The following is a 16,615-nucleotide window of genomic DNA, read 5'->3' as shown; positions in this document are numbered from 1 at the left end:
CCGGGCCGGGCACCCTGCCCGGCCTCTCTTCCTGCGGCCAGGCAGGGCCCTGGAATGGGCTATGTCTTCAATATCCTGAAAAATCTGTGTAAATTCCTTGGTCACACCCTCAGCCCCAGGACACCCAAGGTGAGCAACGACAAGATCTACCAGCTGCACAAGACCCTCCACGCCCAGAGCAAGCTGATGGGCATCGACCGCCTCTACGCCGTGGTCGACCAGGCGTTCCAGCACAGCCGCGGCCACAGCATCAAGAAGGGCACCTTCCACAACAAGCTCAACCCGGACCGGGAAGCCCATAAGCTCAACATCGACGAGTTCCTCCATGTGCTGCTGGCGCTCAAGGCAGAGAACCATCACGCCCCCATCCTCGAGGACCTGCTCTCCCTCTACGGCATGCGCCTGGAGTACCTGTCGGACCACCCCGACCGGCAGCACAACTACAAATCCTTCATGGGCGACTGGATGGGACTGAACAAGGAGCACGGCGACGTCCAGGTGGCGCTGACCTCCGCCCTCAGCGACTACAAGATCTCCGAGAACGAGCTCAACGGCATCAAGGTGGAGCTGTCCGAGCACATCCAGGCCCTCACCCGGCTGCGCCAGGCCCTGGACAACGTCTGCGGCAAGCGGCTGGACTAGCCCGCCGTTCGCCCCCTCCCCGCCCGAAAACCCGGCCCGACATCGAGAAAAGCGCCGGGTTTTCTCGTAGATGGTCGCGCCTCTCGTCCTTAGATTCAACCTGGTATCCAACAGGAACCCAGGGCCCACAGCCCTGGTTGAATCAACAAAAGGACGCGATATGCACTCACTGTTTTCCCCCAACAAGGGGCGCACCCTGCTGGCGCTGGCCATGGTCACCCTGCTCGGTGCCTGCGGCGGCTCGGACGCCGACGACCAGCCATCCACCCCGGAGACTCCGGTCAACCAGGCGCCCAGCGCCCGCCTCGATGGCCCCGGTTCAGTCAGCGAGCGCACCAGCGTACAGCTGAGCGCCGAGGGCTCCGCCGACCCGGACGGCACCATTGCCAGCTACCGGTGGCAACTGGAGCTGGGCCGCTACCAGGATGGCCAGGTTTCGCTGCAGCCCGGCGGCAACAGCGCCACCCTCAGGGTGGGCGAACTGGCCGAAGACGCCGAGATCGTCGTCATCCTCACCGTGGTGGATGATCAGGGCGCCCAGAACCAGCACAGCCTCACCCTCTCCCTGGAGGAGGTGGACCGCGACCGGCTGCCCCAGATGCCCGCCGAGGCGGACCGGGACACCGCCGGGGTCGACAGCGACAACGACGGGGTGCGCGACGACGTGGAGATCAAGATCCTCGAGCTCTACCCTCTGTCCCAGCCGGAACGGGAGCTGGCGCGGATGGGCGCCGCCAAGTACGCCGAGGTGATTGCCGCCGGCACCCAGCAGGACGACGTCAGGCAGACCCTGGCCGCCAACGAGCTGGCCAAGATGAGCGCCTGTTTCGTCGGGGAGTACGGCATGAACGCCAGCCAGAAGGCGGCGATCATCCGCGCGCTGATGCTCAACACCCGCGAGCGTCAGCAGGCCTATGACGCCTTCGACCGCTCCCGCAGCGGCACCGTGGGCAACAGCTACGACCCCGCCGACCTCGACTGCCAGCTGCCTCAGGAGTAAGGAGACCATGGAGATGAAGCACACCACCATCGCACTGGGGATCGTCAGCGCCCTGGCCCTCGCCCCGGCGGCCGAAGCCAGCCTCAGTGGCTGCACCTTCCAGCAGCAGGGCACCAGGCAGACCCAGGTCTACTTCGCCAACGGCATCAACACCAGGTACGCCGACGCCCAGATCGCCAGCGACACCCTGCGCAGCCAGTACAAGCGGCGGCTGGAGTCGCAGCAGGAGAACAGTTCCTATCAGTTTTTCCCGGCCTACAACCTCAGCCAGGGGTTTACCACCGACGTGATTCAGGTGTTTCAGCAGAAGCTGCATGAGGACCCGGACGGCAGCATCGCCTACATGGTGTACGACATGCTGCAGGCGGGGCTGTCCAACGACGCCATTCGCCAAACGGTGGCGATCGCGGTGACCGACGGCTACCTGCTGGCCGCCACCCTGACCGATGAGCTGCTGGATCAACTGGCCGACACCATGGCCCAGATCGCCGCCGACGCCCTGAAGGACCTGGTCCAGGTCAACGACCTGCACAGCGGCCTCTACGCCGACGCCCTGCTCAACGGCAAGCGGGTGCTGATCGTCGCCCACAGCCAGGGCAACCTGTTCACCAACACCTCGGTGGCCCGGGTCATCGAGATGCTGCCGGACCACAGCAACAGCATCGGCTACTTCGGGGTGGCCTCCCCGGCGGCCCGGACCGTCAACGGCGCGGGCTACGTCACCGCCGACGACGACCGGGTGATCCAGCTGCTGCGGGCCACCGAGACCGTGCTGCCGGCCAACATCGACAACGACCCGGGCCTGTTCGATGACCCGCGGGACTTCCTCAACCACGGTTTCCTGGAGAGCTACCTGGACAGCCGGCTGAAATCCCGCGAACGCATCGACGACGGCATCGCCAAGCTGGCCGACACCCTGGCCTACCCCAGCCTGATCGCCGGTGAGGGGGCGATCCGGGCCACCCTCACCTGGGGGGAGCAGCCCGATGTCGACCTTCACGTGTTCGAGCCCGGCGGCGCCCACGTCTACTACCGTCGGCCCATGGGCAGCGACGGCACGCTGGACGTGGACGACACCAACGGCTTCGGCCCGGAGAACTACTATGTGGCCTGCGACGCGGTCAGCCCCGGCACCTACGACATCGGGGTCAACTACTTCCGAGGCAGCGCCACAGAAACCGCCAGCGTCACCCTCTACCTGGGCAACGGCACCACCTTCGGCCCCCGCCAGTTAAGCCTGACCGACGATCAGGGCAGCAGCGGCGATGACGGCCCGAAACCGGCCTTCTCGCTGACGGTCAGCGACGACGGCCAGGGCAACGCCCTCTACTCGGTGGAGTAACGGCGGCCACGCCATCCCGGCGTGCCCCGCTCGGCGGCTTCCGGCCCAGCCCGGGAGCCGCTGGCCCTCCCTCAGGACCGGCGGCGCCACGAACCCCCTTCGTGATCGGCGTCGCTTCACATTTGTGATGAAAACGTTAAGATTCGAGTCAGACCATATCGACCGAGGCCGTTGAATCGACGGCAAAAAAGCTGTGATGGCCGGGCGGGTGCGGACGCGGTGGTAACCCCTCACTCACCCCGGACCCACCGCCTCGACCCTGTTTCGGCTGCCCCCAGCCCTTAACCTGAAAGGACGCCCATGATGACCCGAACTCTCCTGCTCGTGGCCCTGGCCAGCCTGCTTGGCGGCTGTGCCACCCCTCGCCTGCCGATGGATCCCTCCGGCCCCGTCGCCACGGTCACCTACATCCGCCAGGACGTCAACCACTACATCGACGAGGCCACCGGCCAGGTGATCCCGGCCGAGACCCACACCGCCTTTGCCGGCAAGCTGATCTCCACCGAGTACCGCAAAACCTTTGCCTCCACCATCTACCAGTACCGCAGCACCGAGTGCCAGGGGGGGCCGACCATCATCGGCCACATCAACCTGGACCAGCCCACCACGGTCAAGGTGAGTGCCGGCCAGCCCCTGGTCAACAGCTACCGGACCCAGTTCCAGTCCTGTGAAAAGAACTGCTTCAAGCGTTACTACACCGCCTCAGTGTTCACCCCGGAGGAGAACGGTCGCTACGAGCTGGTGGTGGAACCCATCGACGGGCCGGTGCTGTACAAGCTGGAGAACGGCGAGCGGATCCCTCAGCCGCTGCGCACCGACCTGCCCGAGCGCTGCCAGTACTGAGCCGCGGCCAAGAAAGAGGGGCTGTGTCTTAAATGGCTGTTGCTCAGCAATGGCCTGTCGATCTTCTTCCTTAAGAGGGCCAGGAATCCGTGCCTGTCGAGTATCGAGTGTGGAGAGATCCTGGGGGCCTCATAAAGCCCTTGCAAACACAGCCTCTGGATACCGGCATGCGCCGGCATGACCGTGCTGGAGGGAGCCGCAGTGGGTTGAATCCTCTCTGCAGCAACCCGCAGATGACTGCTGAGCCTGGCGACCCGGTGCTCGCGACACCACAGGCACAATCGTCTCCCCGGCGAATGCCGGGGTCCAGTGGCTTTTGCCGGTAAAAAAACAAGACCCTGGATTCCCGCGTTCGCGGGAATGACGGTGGGAAGCTGGAGCGCCGGAGTGCTCCCTGCACCACACCCACAATCGTCACCCCGACGCACATCAGTGACCGTGCTGGAGGGAGCCGCAGTGGGTTGAATCCTCTCTGCAGCAACCCACAGATGACTGCTGAGCCTGGCGACCGGGTGCTCGCGACACCACAGGCACAATCGTCTCCCCGGCGAATGCCGGGGCCCAGTGGCTTTTGCCGGTAAAAAAACAAGACCCTGGATTCCCGCGTTCGCGGGAATGACGGTGGGAAGCTGGAGCGCCGGAGTGCTCCCTGCACCACAGGCACAATCGTCACCCCGACGCACATCAGTGACCGTGCTGGAGGGAGCCGCAGTGGGTTGAATCCTCTCTGCAGCAACCCGCAGATGACTGCTGAGCCTGGCGACCGGGTGCTCGCGACACCACAGGCACAATCGTCTCCCCGGCGAATGCCGGGGCCCAGTGGCTTTTGCCGATAAAAAACCAAGACCCTGGATTCCCGCGTTCGCGGGAAAGACCCTCTTCCTGTCACCCTGACGAACGTCAGGGCCCAGTGTCTGTTGAAATGCGCACCCAGCTCCCATTCCTACTTGAGTGTGTCATGACATGGGCCAGCCCGGTTAAACCAAGGCATCGACTGACTTCAGCAGCTCACTCGGACACAGTCAAAAAAAGCCGGGTGCATCACCCGGCTTTTCTCTGTCTGGCCCTCGCCGATGCCCCGACCTGGCCTCAGGCGGCCTGGGTCTGCCCCGTCGGTGCCGGGTGGCGAATCAGGTGGTCGAAGGCTCCCAGGCTGGCCTTGGCCCCTTCGCCCATGGCGATGATGATCTGCTTGTAGGGCACTGTGGTCACATCGCCGGCGGCAAACACCCCCGCCAGGCTGGTGGCGCCGTGGGCGTCGACGATGATCTCGCCCCGCTCCGACAAAGCCACCTTGCTCCGGTTGAGCCACTCGCTGTTGGGCACCAGGCCGATCTGGACGAAGATCCCCGCCTGCGCCAGCTGGTGCAGTTCACCGCTGCGGCGGTCCCGGTACTCCAGTCCGGTCACCCGGTCGCCGTCCCCCAGTACCCGGGTGGTCTCCGCCAGGGTGATGATGTCGATGTTGGCGATGGCGTTGGCCCTGTCGATCAGCACCTGGTCGGCCCGCAGGGTGTCGGCGAACTCCAGCACGGTGACGTGCTCGACGATGCCCGCCAGGTCGATGGCCGCCTCGATGCCGGAGTTGCCGCCGCCGATCACCGCGGTGCGCTTACCCTTGAACAGCGGGCCGTCGCAGTGGGGGCAGTAGGCCACGCCCTTGTTGCGATACGCCTGCTCACCGGGCACCTTCATCTCGCGCCAGCGGGCGCCGGTGCTGGTGATGACGCTGCGGGCTCTGAGCACCGCCCCGCTCGCCAGCTCCACGTGGATGTAGCCATCGTCGGTCTCTTCGGCGCCGATCAGGTTGGCGGCGCGCTGCTCGGTGATCACCTCGACGCCGTACTCCTTCACATGCTCCTCCAGGCTGGCCACCAGCTTGGGTCCGGTGGTGGCCTTGACCGAGATGAAGTTCTCGATGGCCATGGTGTCCTGCACCTGGCCGCCGAAGCGCTCGGCCACCACACCGGTGCGAATCCCCTTGCGGGCGGCGTAGATGGCCGCCGAGGCACCGGCCGGGCCACCGCCCACCACCAGCACGTCGAACGGCGCCCGTTGATTCAGCTTGGCGGCCTGCTTCTCCGCCGCGCCGCTGTCCAACTTGCCGAGGATCTCCGCCAGCGACATGCGCCCCTGGCCGAACAGCGCGCCATTGATGAACACGCTGGGCACCGCCAGGATGTCGCGGGATGTCACCTCCTGCTGGAACGCCGCACCGTCGATCATGGTGACGCTAACCCGCGGGTTGATGGCCGCCATCATGTTGAACGCCTGCACCACCTCCGGGCAGTTCTGGCAGGAGAGGGAGATGAAGATCTCCACCTCCAGCGGCGTCTCCAGGGCGGCGATCTGATCGATGGTGTCAGCCTCCAGCCTGATGGGATGGCCGCCGCTGTGCAGCAGCGCCAGCACCAGGGAGGTGAACTCATGGCCCATGGGCAGGCCGGCAAAACCGATGGCGGTTCCCCGCTCCACGCTCTCCACCAGCATCAGCGGCTTGCGCTCACTGTGGCCGGGGTCATCGACCACGCTGATGTGCCCGTTGAGGGAGGCGATCTCCTCCGCCAGCGCCTGCAGCTTGCGGCCGGTGTCACTGTCATCAAGACTCAGGCGCAGCCGTACATCGGACTTCAGGTTGGTTAAGTAGGATTGGAGTTGCTGCTTCATCGCTTGATCTAACATGGGTACCTGCCTGGAAAAGTGGGGTTGAGTCTGGGGTGATGGCATCGGGGCGACCCCGCTCCCGTTAGAGGGGAGCGGGCCGCCGGGTCATTCCGGGGTGGTTAGATTTTGCCCACCAGGTCCAGGGAGGGCGCCAGGGTCTGCTCACCCTCTTTCCACTTGGCGGGGCACACCTCACCCGGGTGGCTGGCCACGTACTGGGCGGCCTTGACCTTGCGCATCAGGTCTTCGGCGTCGCGGCCAATGCCTTCGGCGGTGATCTCCATCGCCTGGATGACGCCCTCGGGGTCAATCAGGAAGGTGGCGCGATCCGCCAGGCCCTGGCCTTCACGCATCACGTTGAAGTTGTTGGTGATGGTGCCGGTCTGATCGCCCACCATGAAGTAGTTGATCTTGCCGATGGTGTCGGAGCTGTCGTGCCACGCCTTGTGGGTGAAGTGGGTGTCGGTGGAGACGGAGAACACCTCGACGCCACGGCGTTGCAGCTCTTGGTAGTGGTCGGCCAGATCACCCAGTTCGGTGGGGCAGACGAAGGTGAAGTCGGCCGGGTAGAAGAAGAACACCGCCCACTTGCCCTTGACGTCCTGCTCGGTGATCTCGACAAACTCGCCCTGTTTGAAGGCGGTGGCTTTGAACGGCTTAATCTGAGTGTTGATCATGGCGTATCTCTCCTGTTCATAAAGGGTGTTTTGGTGACGCCCGCTGCGTCGATGGGGTTATAGTGCCCCACCGCCGTTAAAGACAAAAGCAATTACAAGCTATCGTCGCAACCGATTTAGTCGATTGGCGAGTGGATACCAGCCGGGAAAGGGAGGGGAGGATCGAAGGAAGGGGCGGGCGGCGGCCGTGGGCGCCTTGGCGGTGCTGCTGTCGACGCTGGACGATCGGCAGCACCTGGCCAAGCTGCGTCAACCGTCACCTGACCGCGATCGCGAGACGGCTTAAACAGAACATCGGCCGGCAGGGACGCCCTGGTAACCCAAAGCGCCGTTGCATTGGGTGTCCTTGTAGGTACTTCGCAGAGACTGAGCGGGCAGTTGCCTTTTGGAACCTGACCGGCCAACACCGGGGCTTAGCCGCACAGCAACCGCCCTGAGTGTCTCCCCCTACCCAATAACATCGTTCATATCAACGAGCTACCTGAAGGTAATACGACTACTCTTCACCTATGACTGCCATGCATCTATTCAATGTATAAAGTTCATGGCCTTTTTGAGACCTTGGCTTGGGTGCCCTAGCAGCTTTTCATGTAAGAATTCGGCCAATTTTCCCATGGTGTAGAGGTCAGAATTGAAGAGCTTATTTGAACAGTCCCATATCGGAAGCATGAGACTGAAGAACCGTTTTGTCAGAAGCGCAACCTGGGAAAATATGACCACGGAAGATGGCCATATGACAGATAAGCTCTATGCCATCTACGACGAACTGGCCAAGGGTGAAGTGGGGTTGATCATCACCGGTTACGCCAACATCGTCGAGGAGGAGCAGCCAAACCCGGGCATGATGGGGATCTACGATGACTCCTTCATCAACGAATACATCAAGTTGACGGAGCTGGTCCATGCAAGTGACGCCAGGATCGTCATGCAACTGGCCTACGGCGGCACCAAGACCACCCACAATGTGGGCGAGCGAGTCATCTTCGCCCCCAGTGACGTGCCGGAGAGGGGAACAAAGACCCTCGGCAAAGCGATGACCAAGGAGGAGATCGACTATATCGTCGACGCCTTCGCCAAGGCCGCCTGGCGAGCCAAGGAAGCGGGCTTCGATGGCGTTGAGATCCACGGTGCCCACACCTATCTGATCAATCAGTTCTTAAGCCCCTACTATAACCGCCGCGAAGATGAGTACGGTGGCAGCCTGGAAAACCGCATGAGGTTCCTGCTGGAGATCTTTGCCAAGATGCGCCAGGTGGTCGGAGACGACTTCCCGATTATGGTCAAGCTGACCGCATCGGAGTTTTTCGAAGGCGGGCTTACGTTCAGCGAGACCAGGGCCATCTGCAGGACGCTCGAAGCCGCAGGCGTCGATGCCATTGAGCTGTCCGGCAACATCCATGGCAAGGCGGACACCCTGGTGGGAGAGGAGTTTGACGAGCATAAGATTCAGCAGGAGGGCTACTTCCTGGACTATGGCAGGGTGGTCAGCGAGGAGATCAATGTGCCGGTGATCACCGTCGGCGGCCTGTCTGACATCGAGACCCTGGAGGCGATCGCCGCCAGCACCAAAATTGAGTACTTTGCCATTGCTCGGCCCCTGCTGGCGGAGCCTCAACTGGTCCAGCGCTGGAAGGAGGGCGACCGCAGCCCGGCCATCTGTGAGCGATGCTCCAAGTGCCGTACCCGCAGGGGCAACTTCTGCGTGGTGCACAACAAGCGTAGAGCGCAGTAATCCGCCCAACCTGACATGGGCACCAGGCGCTTTGTTGCTCAGCTATCCCATTTCTCCCTGGGATACCCTGAGCCTGATTGCCGGTGTCCATGTACTCCTCTCCCATACAGAGACACCCACACTAACAGCAACCAATCTCATCCACGCCTATCCTTAGTTTTCATTCTCAAGGAGCGAGAACGATGCCTAAGGCCAGAAAACAACAAATCAGCTTGGACGATACCCGCTACTATCATTGCGTCAGCCGCTGTGTTCGACGCGCCTTCCTCTGTGGCCAAGATCCCTACACCGGCAAGTGCTATGAACACCGCAGGGAGTGGGTGCAAGAACGGTTGCTGTCGCTGACACAAGTGTTCGCCATCGAAGCCATGGCCTTCGCCATCATGAGCAATCACACCCACGCGGTGCTTTACGTCAATGTGGACAAGGCCAATGGCTGGTGTGATCTAGAGGTCATCGAACGTTGGCACATGCTGTTCACTGGCAACGCCATGACCCGCCGCTTTCTGGTAGAGGAGGAGCGTGATGAGATGGAGAGTTGGGAGCTGCACCGAGTGGAGCAATTGGTGACAGAGTACCGCCAGCGATTAACCGACATCAGCTGGTTTATGCGAACACTGAACGAATTCATTGCCCGTAAAGCCAATAAGGAAGATAACTGCAGCGGTCGGTTTTGGGAGGGGAGATTCAAATCGCAGGCGCTGCTGGATGAGCAGGCCCTGCTCTGCTGTATGGCCTATGTCGACCTCAATCCCATCAGAGCCAAGATGGCCAACACACCCGAGCAGTCAGACCATACCTCAATCCAACTGCGCATTCGTGCCGCGTTAGCAGGAAAACAGCCAGCAAGACTCAAAGCGTTTGATGTAGAGGACGTAGAGAACTGTACCCTGCCCTGTCACCTCAATGATTACCTGGAACTGGTGGAGTTCACCGGCAGAGCCATACGAGAAGACAAGGCAGGACATATAACCAAAGGCACCGCCGATCTGCTCACTAGGCTGGAGATAGAACTCGACAACTGGATGGAGCTCACCCAAGGCTTCGAGTACCAATTCCATCACTTGGCAGGCCGAGAGCACAACATACGGAAGTGCCGCCAAGCCGACGGGTTGAAGCGAATACGAGGCTCAACCAACGCCAAGCGATTACTCGCCTAATCGTCAGCCATAGCCCAGTATTCACGTCGACCATTCAGTGCTCGACGACCTAAACATGCCCGTTGCCCAGAAAACACAACCCAAAGCCATGATTCCAGGCCCTTTCGCTATCGAAAGTGCTGCAGGCTTCACCAAAATAACCACAAGATTCAGCTAGGCCAATCGAAACAAATTGGCACCCCCACTTAGCATGGGTGTCTTTGTATCCGATGAAACCAAACCCCATATCCAGTCGAAACTTGTGGTTGGCAAAGCATTATGACAATCACTTACACCGCCCTTTTAACAAGTTAGAACCCAAAATTAAAATTAAAAATCACTGACCCACAAGTGTATCCAAGTATAAGTCACCCCTGTTCAAATAATGATTATGTGCTTCAACTGAAATGTCGTTACCAACACACCTCCTACTCAGGTTTTGTGCTGCCACAAGTACAGAACCTGAACCAAAGAACGGATCAACAACCAATTCTCCACATGAGCTACTCTGTTCAACAAGTATCTCCATTAATCCCACGGGTTTCTCGGTAGGATATCCTCGATAAACTCTCTTGTACTCCAAAATGTCAGGGCACCCCAAATCATTCAACTTTCTTTTCCCTTTCTCAAAAAAAAGAATGCATTCATACCTGGACCTGTAATGATACCCCATCCCTATACTCACTTTATCCCAAATTATCGGCTTCCAAAACTTAAATCCGACATCTTCCGCTATAGGCTTTATGACAAACATTGTTTCTTGGTCACAGAACAAGTAAAAGTGAGAATTTCTCTTTAAGACTCTGTATATTTCCTTTAGCAACTCTTCAAAACGAGAATTAGGAAATATATCAAACCACTGATTACTCGAAGCCTTGCTAATCTTCAGCCTAGTTGTCGTCCCAATCTTCCTATGTTTTTCTAATGACTCGTATGGCGGATCGGTAATCAACAAGTCAACGCTCTCATCTTCGAGCGTTGACAGCCAGGCAACCGCGTCATCCCGAAATATATTCATTTACAGCCTAAATCAGAGAGCTGCACAATCGACCGTTTCTGTGAACTTTAGAAACGTCCCCTTTATCAAGATTGCGACACTCACGACAATAACTTTGATAACCATCAGGATTACGAGCAGTCACTCGAGCGGGTGTTTTTCCAAATGCAGCTGGATAAGGGTGGAATACATGTTCACTTCCATTGGCATCAGAGCAATGAGGACACGACTTGAATCTCTGCCCCGTCATAGGATCAACTTTATGGATCATTCCGATGTTTAGGCGACCATTGCAACAACTACACGTCATAACAAGCTCCTATCACTTCCTTGCTAGGATAATTTGGCCCAACAGCCACCCATCAAAATGCCTTCACTCACGAACCAATAAAGTGAAAAACATCACACTTTCAAAAATTGCATGCAGAAGATATTTAATTCGTTTTAGCTCAATGAGCTAAACCGTTGGCTACCACAGTAGCATATTCAATAGATCCACGGACATCTAAAGTGCAATTCACCATGGCAAACTAATCTAGTTCGAGAATCCCAAAATTTGGACGCAATCGGCCTATACGGCGTAGAGGGGAAGTTAGAGGTCCACCAGTTCCAGCTCTACCCCATGGGCCAGCAGGTGCTCCTGGGTGCGGGTCTGCTTGTGGCTGTCCATGGCCAGCAGTGCCTGCTTGAGGGGTTCGGCCAGGTTGCGACTGAACAGGCGGCGGGCCTGGGCCTCCTGGGCATACCAGCGCCGCTCGGCGCCTGTCAGGCTCTGCCAGTGGGGATGGAGCAGGGTCTCCCAGCAGTCGGGCGCCGGCAGCAGCAACCGCTCGGCACCGCAACCAAGGCCAATTTCCAGCCCTGCCGGGTCGAAATCGCCGAAGTAGACCAGGGGCAGTCTGCCCTTGAAGGCGCGGAAACATCGGTAGGCTGCGCCGGTGCTGCGATCGGCGTCGCCCCGGTAGAGGAACAGGGGGTTATTCAGGCTCCGTGGAAGCGCGAGGCGATGCAGCTCAGGCATCAGTGCCAGGTTCTCCACCAGCACCAGATGGCTGTGGCACAGCCGAGGAGCCATGTCAGACAGTGAGCGCCAGTTCAGCAACTGGCCCGCCTGCTCGAAGGGCGGCAGCGGGATAGGTTGCCCGTCGATATGCCAGTGGCCCAGGGGGCGGCAGAGCACCAGATCGTCGCCCACCGCCCTGGCGCCGCGCTTCTCGTCCTGGCGGGTCTGGGCCAGGTGGTTGCGGCTTTGCGCCTCAGTCACAAATTCAGGCTGACAGGGGTCACCCAGGCCATCGCGCTTCAGTTCGTCCCGCAGCGCACTGAGGTGATCACGGCTGATCTGCAGCCTGGCCCTGGCCCGACCGTCACCGATGAGCTCACCGAAGCCGTAATCCCGGTGCAGACGGCTGGCCAGGGCGCCCAAGGCCACCTCGCGCTCCTGCCAGGGGCGGGTAAACCACTGGGCCAGGGTTTGGCGCTCCTTGCGATTCAGCTCCATGGTGGGTCCCTCGGTGTCGGCAATGATTGAACTGGCGGTCATGGTAGCCGACCCGACAAATTTTCCAAAGGGGCGAACGGCTTGGCCCGCTTTCCGGCCCTACTCGCCCGCCCTGTTGGCGAGCCACACCACCTGGTAGGGCGCCAGCTCGATCTCGCCGTGCAGGTCGCTGTACTCCTCGCCGCTGAGCAGGTCCCGCCAGGCGTCGGTGCCTATAAGGTTGAGGCTGGAGAGGCGCAGCGGCTGGGGCTCTCTGGTGACGTTGGCCACGGCGAACACGCTCTGATCCCGGTTGCGGCTCTGACGCCACAGGCCGAACAGCTCCTCCCCCAGGTGCAGCACAAACTGGGTGGCGCTGGGGTGGAAGGCGGGCTGGCGCTGGCGCATCTGCACCAGTTGGGTGAGGCGGACAAACACCTGGTGGTGGTGGCTGGCCGCGTCCTGCAGCAGGGCCTCCAGGGCGTCGGCGTCCCAGCAGTGGCGGTTGATGCTGCGGTTGTTGCCGGTGTTCTCCACCCGGGCGTTGTCATTGTGGGTGGCCAGCAGGCTGTGCAGGTAGATGGCCGGCAGCCCCTCCAGGGCCAGCATGATGGCGTGGGCGCAGAGGAAGCGCTCCTGCTGGTAGGGGTCCGGGCCGTCCAGGGTGCCCTGCATGGCGTCATACAGGGAGATGTTGATCTCGTAGGGGCGCAGCCCCCCCTCCCCCAGGCTGCGCCAGGAGATGCGGCCACCGAAGGCCTCCATGGTGGTGGCGATGTCGGCGATCTGTTTGTCGTCCAGCAGCCCCTCCACCGGCCGCAGGCCGATGCCGTCGTGGGAGGCGATGAAGTTGAGGTAGGTGGTGCCCATCTGCGCCGGCGGCATGCTCATCTGCCATAGCTTGAGGGCATTGCAGTCGCCGGTGAGCAGGGTGTGCAGCAGCAGCGGCGGCAAGGAGAAGTTGTAGATGGCGTGGGCCTCGTTGCCGTTGCCGAAGTAGGCCAGGTTCTCCCGGTTGGGGATGTTGGTCTCGGTGATCAGCAGGATCCTAGGGTCGTAGAAGCTCACCAGGGTGCGCAGCAGCCGCACGATCTCGTGGGTCTGCGTCAGGTTGAGGCAGTTGCTGCCCGGCTCCTTCCACAGGAAGGCCACCGCGTCCAGGCGGAAGATGCTCACCCCGTGGTTGAGATAGAGGCGGATGATCTTCACCATCTCCACCAGCACCTGGGGGTTGGCGAAGTTGAGATCCACCTGGTCGTGGCTGAAGGTGCACCACACGTGGCGCTCCCCCAGGGCGGTCTGCACCGGTTTCAGCAGCTCGCTGGTGCGCGGGCGCACCACCTGGTGGTAGTCGCCCTCGGGATCGGCGCTGATGAAGTAGTCCCTGCCCGGAGGCTGGCCCGCCTTGAACTGCTCGAACCAGCGGCTGCGGCTGGAGCAGTGGTTGATCACCAGGTCGGCCATCAGCCGGAAGTCGGCGGCGATGGCCTGGATATCCTGCCAGCGGCCCAGGCCGGGGTTGACCTGGGCGTAATCGATCACCGCAAAGCCGTCGTCGGAGCTGGAGGGGAAGAACGGCAGAATGTGCACCCCGGTGGCCACCTGGCCCAGGTAGTGGTCGAAGAAGCGCTTGAGGGTGTGCAGCGGCGCCTCCCCCTGACGACGAATGCTGTCGCCGTAGCTGATGACGATAAGATCGCTCTCGTCCCAGGGCTCCAGCCTGGGTTTGGCCATGACGCAATGGCCCTCGGCCCCCAGCGCCTGGATGAGCGCCTGGGCCAGCTCGCCGTGGTCGGCCTCGGGGTAGATCAGCTGCAGGTGCTCCTCCAGCTGCTGCCCCAGCGCCTCCAGGGTGGTGTGGTGTACCGCCTGATTCATCTGCATCGGCTCCTATGCCTCGCCCAGAAACTCCCGGTGGTCCGCCTCCACCGCCTCTTGCAACTGCTCGAAGATGTCGGGGATGGCGCTGCTGACCCGGTTCCAGCTGGGGATGAAGGGCTTCTCCATCGGGTAGTCGAGAAAGTGCAGCCCGGCGTTGAGCACATTCTCGGCGAACAGCTCCACCGACTCCTCCTCGCTGTGCACGTCGAACTCCAGGCCGTTGATCACCGCGTCGTTGTGGTAGGTCTCGATGAAGTCCAGGGCGATGCGGTAGTAGGTGGCCTTGATGGAGCGGAAGGTCTCCGAGGAGAACACCACCCCGTTGGTGGCCAGCTTGCGGAAGATCGCCTTGCTGATGTCGATGGACATCTTGGACAGGCCGCCGCTGTCGTCGTGCTTGGAGAGATCCTGGTGCTTGTGATCGTAGCGGTCGGCGATGTCCACCTGGCACAGGCGGTTGGTGGCGTAGTTGCGCTTCATCTCCGACAGCACGCCGATCTCCAGCCCCCAGTCGCTGGGGATGCGGATGTCGTTGACCACGTCGATGCGGAAGGAGAACTCCCCGGCCAGGGGGTAGCGGAAGGAGTCGAGAAACTCCAGGTAGTCCAGCGGGCCGAGGATCTTCTTCAGCGCCCGCAGCAGCGGCGTCACCAGCAGCCGGGTGACCCGGCCGTTCATCTTGTCCTCGGCCACCCGGGCGTAGTAGCCCTTGCAGAACTCGTAGTTGAAGGAGGGGTTGGCCACCGGGTAGATCAGCCGGGCCAGCATACTGCGGTCGTAGGTGAGGATATCGCAGTCGTGCAGCGCCACCGATTCGCTGTTGCCCCGGGCCAGCACGTAGCCCAGGCAGTACCATACGTTGCGCCCCTTGCCCATCTCGGTGGGGGCCAGCCCCTGAGCCCTCAGTTTCTCATCGATGGCCCTCAGGCGCGGGCCGTCGTTCCACAACACCCGGTGTTTCTGCGGCAGGCGGTTGAAGAATTCCAGGGCGTGTCGGTACTGATCCCGGTCGGCCCGGTCAAGACCGATCACCACCTCCTGCAGGTAGGGCACCTGGGCCAGCTCGGTGACGATCCTGTCCAGGGCCGGGCCCTGGAGCTCGCTGTAGAGCGAGGGCAGCACCAGGGACATGGGGCGAACCCGGCTGAACCGGGTCAGCTCCGCCTCCAGGTCGTCGATGGGCCGATCCGTCAGGTTGTGCAGGGTGGTGATGATGCCATTCTGGTGAAAGTCGCCCATGGAACACTCCTTCAGCGGTTGCGATTCAATGTTCTAATCGAAGTTTTGCAATTGCGGTGCCACAGTCGCCCGACTCAGGGAAGCCGGTAGCGATCGAGCAGGCGATGGACCGCCTCGTTCCAGCCCAGGGGACCATAGCCCTCGGTGACCATGGCCCGGGTGCGGCAAGCGTCGCTGAGCTCGGGCAGCGGGTTGACCGGCGAGCGCACCAGCACCGGGTGGTCGGCCGCCTCCAGCATCGCCAGATCGTTGTCGCCGTCGCCGAGGGCGATCACCTTGGGCTGCGCCCCGTCCGCCAGCCCCCATTGGCGGGTGTAGGCGCGCCGTAGCGGCTCTATGCAGCGCCCCTTGTCGCTTTGGCCGACCAGGTGCAGGAAGCGCCCGCCCATCAGCAGCCTGAGGCCGTAAGCCTCCGCCGCCTGCTGCAACCGGGCCAGCTGGGCCTCGCTGCCCTGCCACCACAGCGGCTCGGAGAACTGCCGGTCCAGGGCCTGCTCGGCGGCGCGCCGCTCAAGCCCGGTGTGGGCCATCAGGGTGTCGGCGTTCCAGTCGGAGAACCCCTCCAGCTTGAGGCCGGTGTCGCGGCGGATCTCGGCCAGGGCGGCGAGGATCTGCGCCCGGGAGGCCCCCAGGGCCTGCATCCGATGCCCCAGGATGGCGCCGGGGGTTGCACCAAGATTGTGCTTATCAGTGTTGGCGTCGGACTCACTGAGGGCATCGAACGGCGGCGGCCAGTAGAGGGCCGCGCCGTTCTCCACCACATAGGGAGCGTCGGTACCCAGCTCTCGGCGCAGCGGCGCCAGCTCGGCGGCGGTCTTACTGGTGTTGAGGATGAGGGGGATGCCCAGGCGCCTGAGGCGCGCCAGCGCCGGTTCGGCGGGCTGAAAGCTGTAGCTGTGGTGATCCAGCAGGGTGCCGTCGAGATCGGTCACCACCAGCAGTTTGGGTGTTGGGGCCATCCTTGGATTCCTTTGCCGTG

At 61.6% G+C, this 16,615-nt stretch carries 13 protein-coding genes; 6 read left to right on the top strand and 7 right to left on the bottom strand.

Going from position 1 to position 16,615, the window contains the following annotated elements; all coding sequences use genetic code 11:
- The first annotated feature begins 129 nt into the window (after positions 1-129).
- The 4 genes from FCL40_RS14815 (at position 130) to FCL40_RS14800 (ending at position 3,827) form a co-directional block, all read left to right on the top strand.
- Complete coding sequence (locus FCL40_RS14815) at positions 130-642, top strand: phage regulatory CII family protein (protein ID WP_136854081.1); 513 nt, start codon at positions 130-132, stop codon at positions 640-642.
- A gap of 160 nt (positions 643-802) precedes the next feature.
- Positions 803-1,642 carry a PKD domain-containing protein gene (locus tag FCL40_RS14810; RefSeq protein ID WP_136854080.1) on the top strand — a complete coding sequence of 280 codons (840 nt, stop codon included), beginning with the start codon at positions 803-805 and terminating at the stop codon, positions 1,640-1,642.
- Between the two features lie 13 nt (positions 1,643-1,655).
- Positions 1,656-2,984: a YfaP family protein gene (locus tag FCL40_RS14805; RefSeq protein ID WP_169307145.1), complete on the top strand. Its 1,329-nt coding sequence runs from the start codon at positions 1,656-1,658 to the stop codon at positions 2,982-2,984.
- Between the two features lie 303 nt (positions 2,985-3,287).
- Entirely contained in the window at positions 3,288-3,827 is a 540-nt protein-coding gene (locus FCL40_RS14800) for a hypothetical protein (RefSeq protein ID WP_136854078.1), read from the top strand.
- Between the two features lie 1,089 nt (positions 3,828-4,916).
- Here the strand turns inward: FCL40_RS14800 and ahpF are convergent.
- A complete protein-coding gene (ahpF, locus tag FCL40_RS14795) occupies positions 4,917-6,509 on the bottom strand; it encodes an alkyl hydroperoxide reductase subunit F (protein WP_136854077.1) in 1,593 nt (530 codons plus the stop codon).
- 101 nt (positions 6,510-6,610) lie between these two features.
- On the bottom strand, positions 6,611-7,168 hold the full coding sequence (gene ahpC / locus FCL40_RS14790) for an alkyl hydroperoxide reductase subunit C (RefSeq protein WP_136854076.1): 558 nt from the start codon (positions 7,166-7,168) through the stop codon (positions 6,611-6,613).
- 631 nt (positions 7,169-7,799) lie between these two features.
- Here ahpC and FCL40_RS14785 point away from each other — a divergent pair.
- Together FCL40_RS14785 and FCL40_RS14780 are read left to right on the top strand one after the other, a co-directional pair.
- The gene (locus FCL40_RS14785; RefSeq protein ID WP_136854075.1) at positions 7,800-8,900 is read left to right on the top strand and encodes an NADH:flavin oxidoreductase; all 1,101 of its coding nucleotides are present in this window, start codon (positions 7,800-7,802) and stop codon (positions 8,898-8,900) included.
- Between the two features lie 182 nt (positions 8,901-9,082).
- Positions 9,083-10,060: a transposase gene (locus tag FCL40_RS14780; RefSeq protein WP_136854074.1), complete on the top strand. Its 978-nt coding sequence runs from the start codon at positions 9,083-9,085 to the stop codon at positions 10,058-10,060.
- A gap of 316 nt (positions 10,061-10,376) precedes the next feature.
- On the opposite strand, the gene FCL40_RS14775 is transcribed toward FCL40_RS14780, so the two are convergent.
- The 5 genes from FCL40_RS14775 to FCL40_RS14750 form a co-directional block, all read right to left on the bottom strand.
- Positions 10,377-11,057 (bottom strand): DNA-methyltransferase, encoded by a 681-nt coding sequence (locus FCL40_RS14775; RefSeq protein WP_136854073.1) that lies wholly within the window; start codon positions 11,055-11,057, stop codon positions 10,377-10,379.
- Between the two features lie 571 nt (positions 11,058-11,628).
- The gene (locus FCL40_RS14765; protein ID WP_136854071.1) at positions 11,629-12,579 is read right to left on the bottom strand and encodes a DUF7281 domain-containing protein; all 951 of its coding nucleotides are present in this window, start codon (positions 12,577-12,579) and stop codon (positions 11,629-11,631) included.
- 57 nt (positions 12,580-12,636) lie between these two features.
- A complete protein-coding gene (locus FCL40_RS14760) occupies positions 12,637-14,394 on the bottom strand; it encodes a sugar phosphorylase (protein ID WP_136854070.1) in 1,758 nt (585 codons plus the stop codon).
- A 12-nt stretch (positions 14,395-14,406) separates the two neighbouring features.
- Positions 14,407-15,636: a glycosyltransferase family protein gene (locus FCL40_RS14755; protein ID WP_136854069.1), complete on the bottom strand. Its 1,230-nt coding sequence runs from the start codon at positions 15,634-15,636 to the stop codon at positions 14,407-14,409.
- Between the two features lie 74 nt (positions 15,637-15,710).
- Complete coding sequence (locus tag FCL40_RS14750; RefSeq protein ID WP_136854068.1) at positions 15,711-16,595, bottom strand: HAD-IIB family hydrolase; 885 nt, start codon at positions 16,593-16,595, stop codon at positions 15,711-15,713.
- Positions 16,596-16,615: the final 20 nt, after the last annotated feature.

Source organism: Ferrimonas sediminicola (assembly GCF_005116715.1).
In the GTDB taxonomy this organism is placed as follows: Bacteria; Pseudomonadota; Gammaproteobacteria; order Enterobacterales; family Shewanellaceae; genus Ferrimonas; species Ferrimonas sediminicola.
Note: the sequence above shows the minus strand (reverse complement) of the source record. Positions and strands in the feature narration are given on the sequence as shown.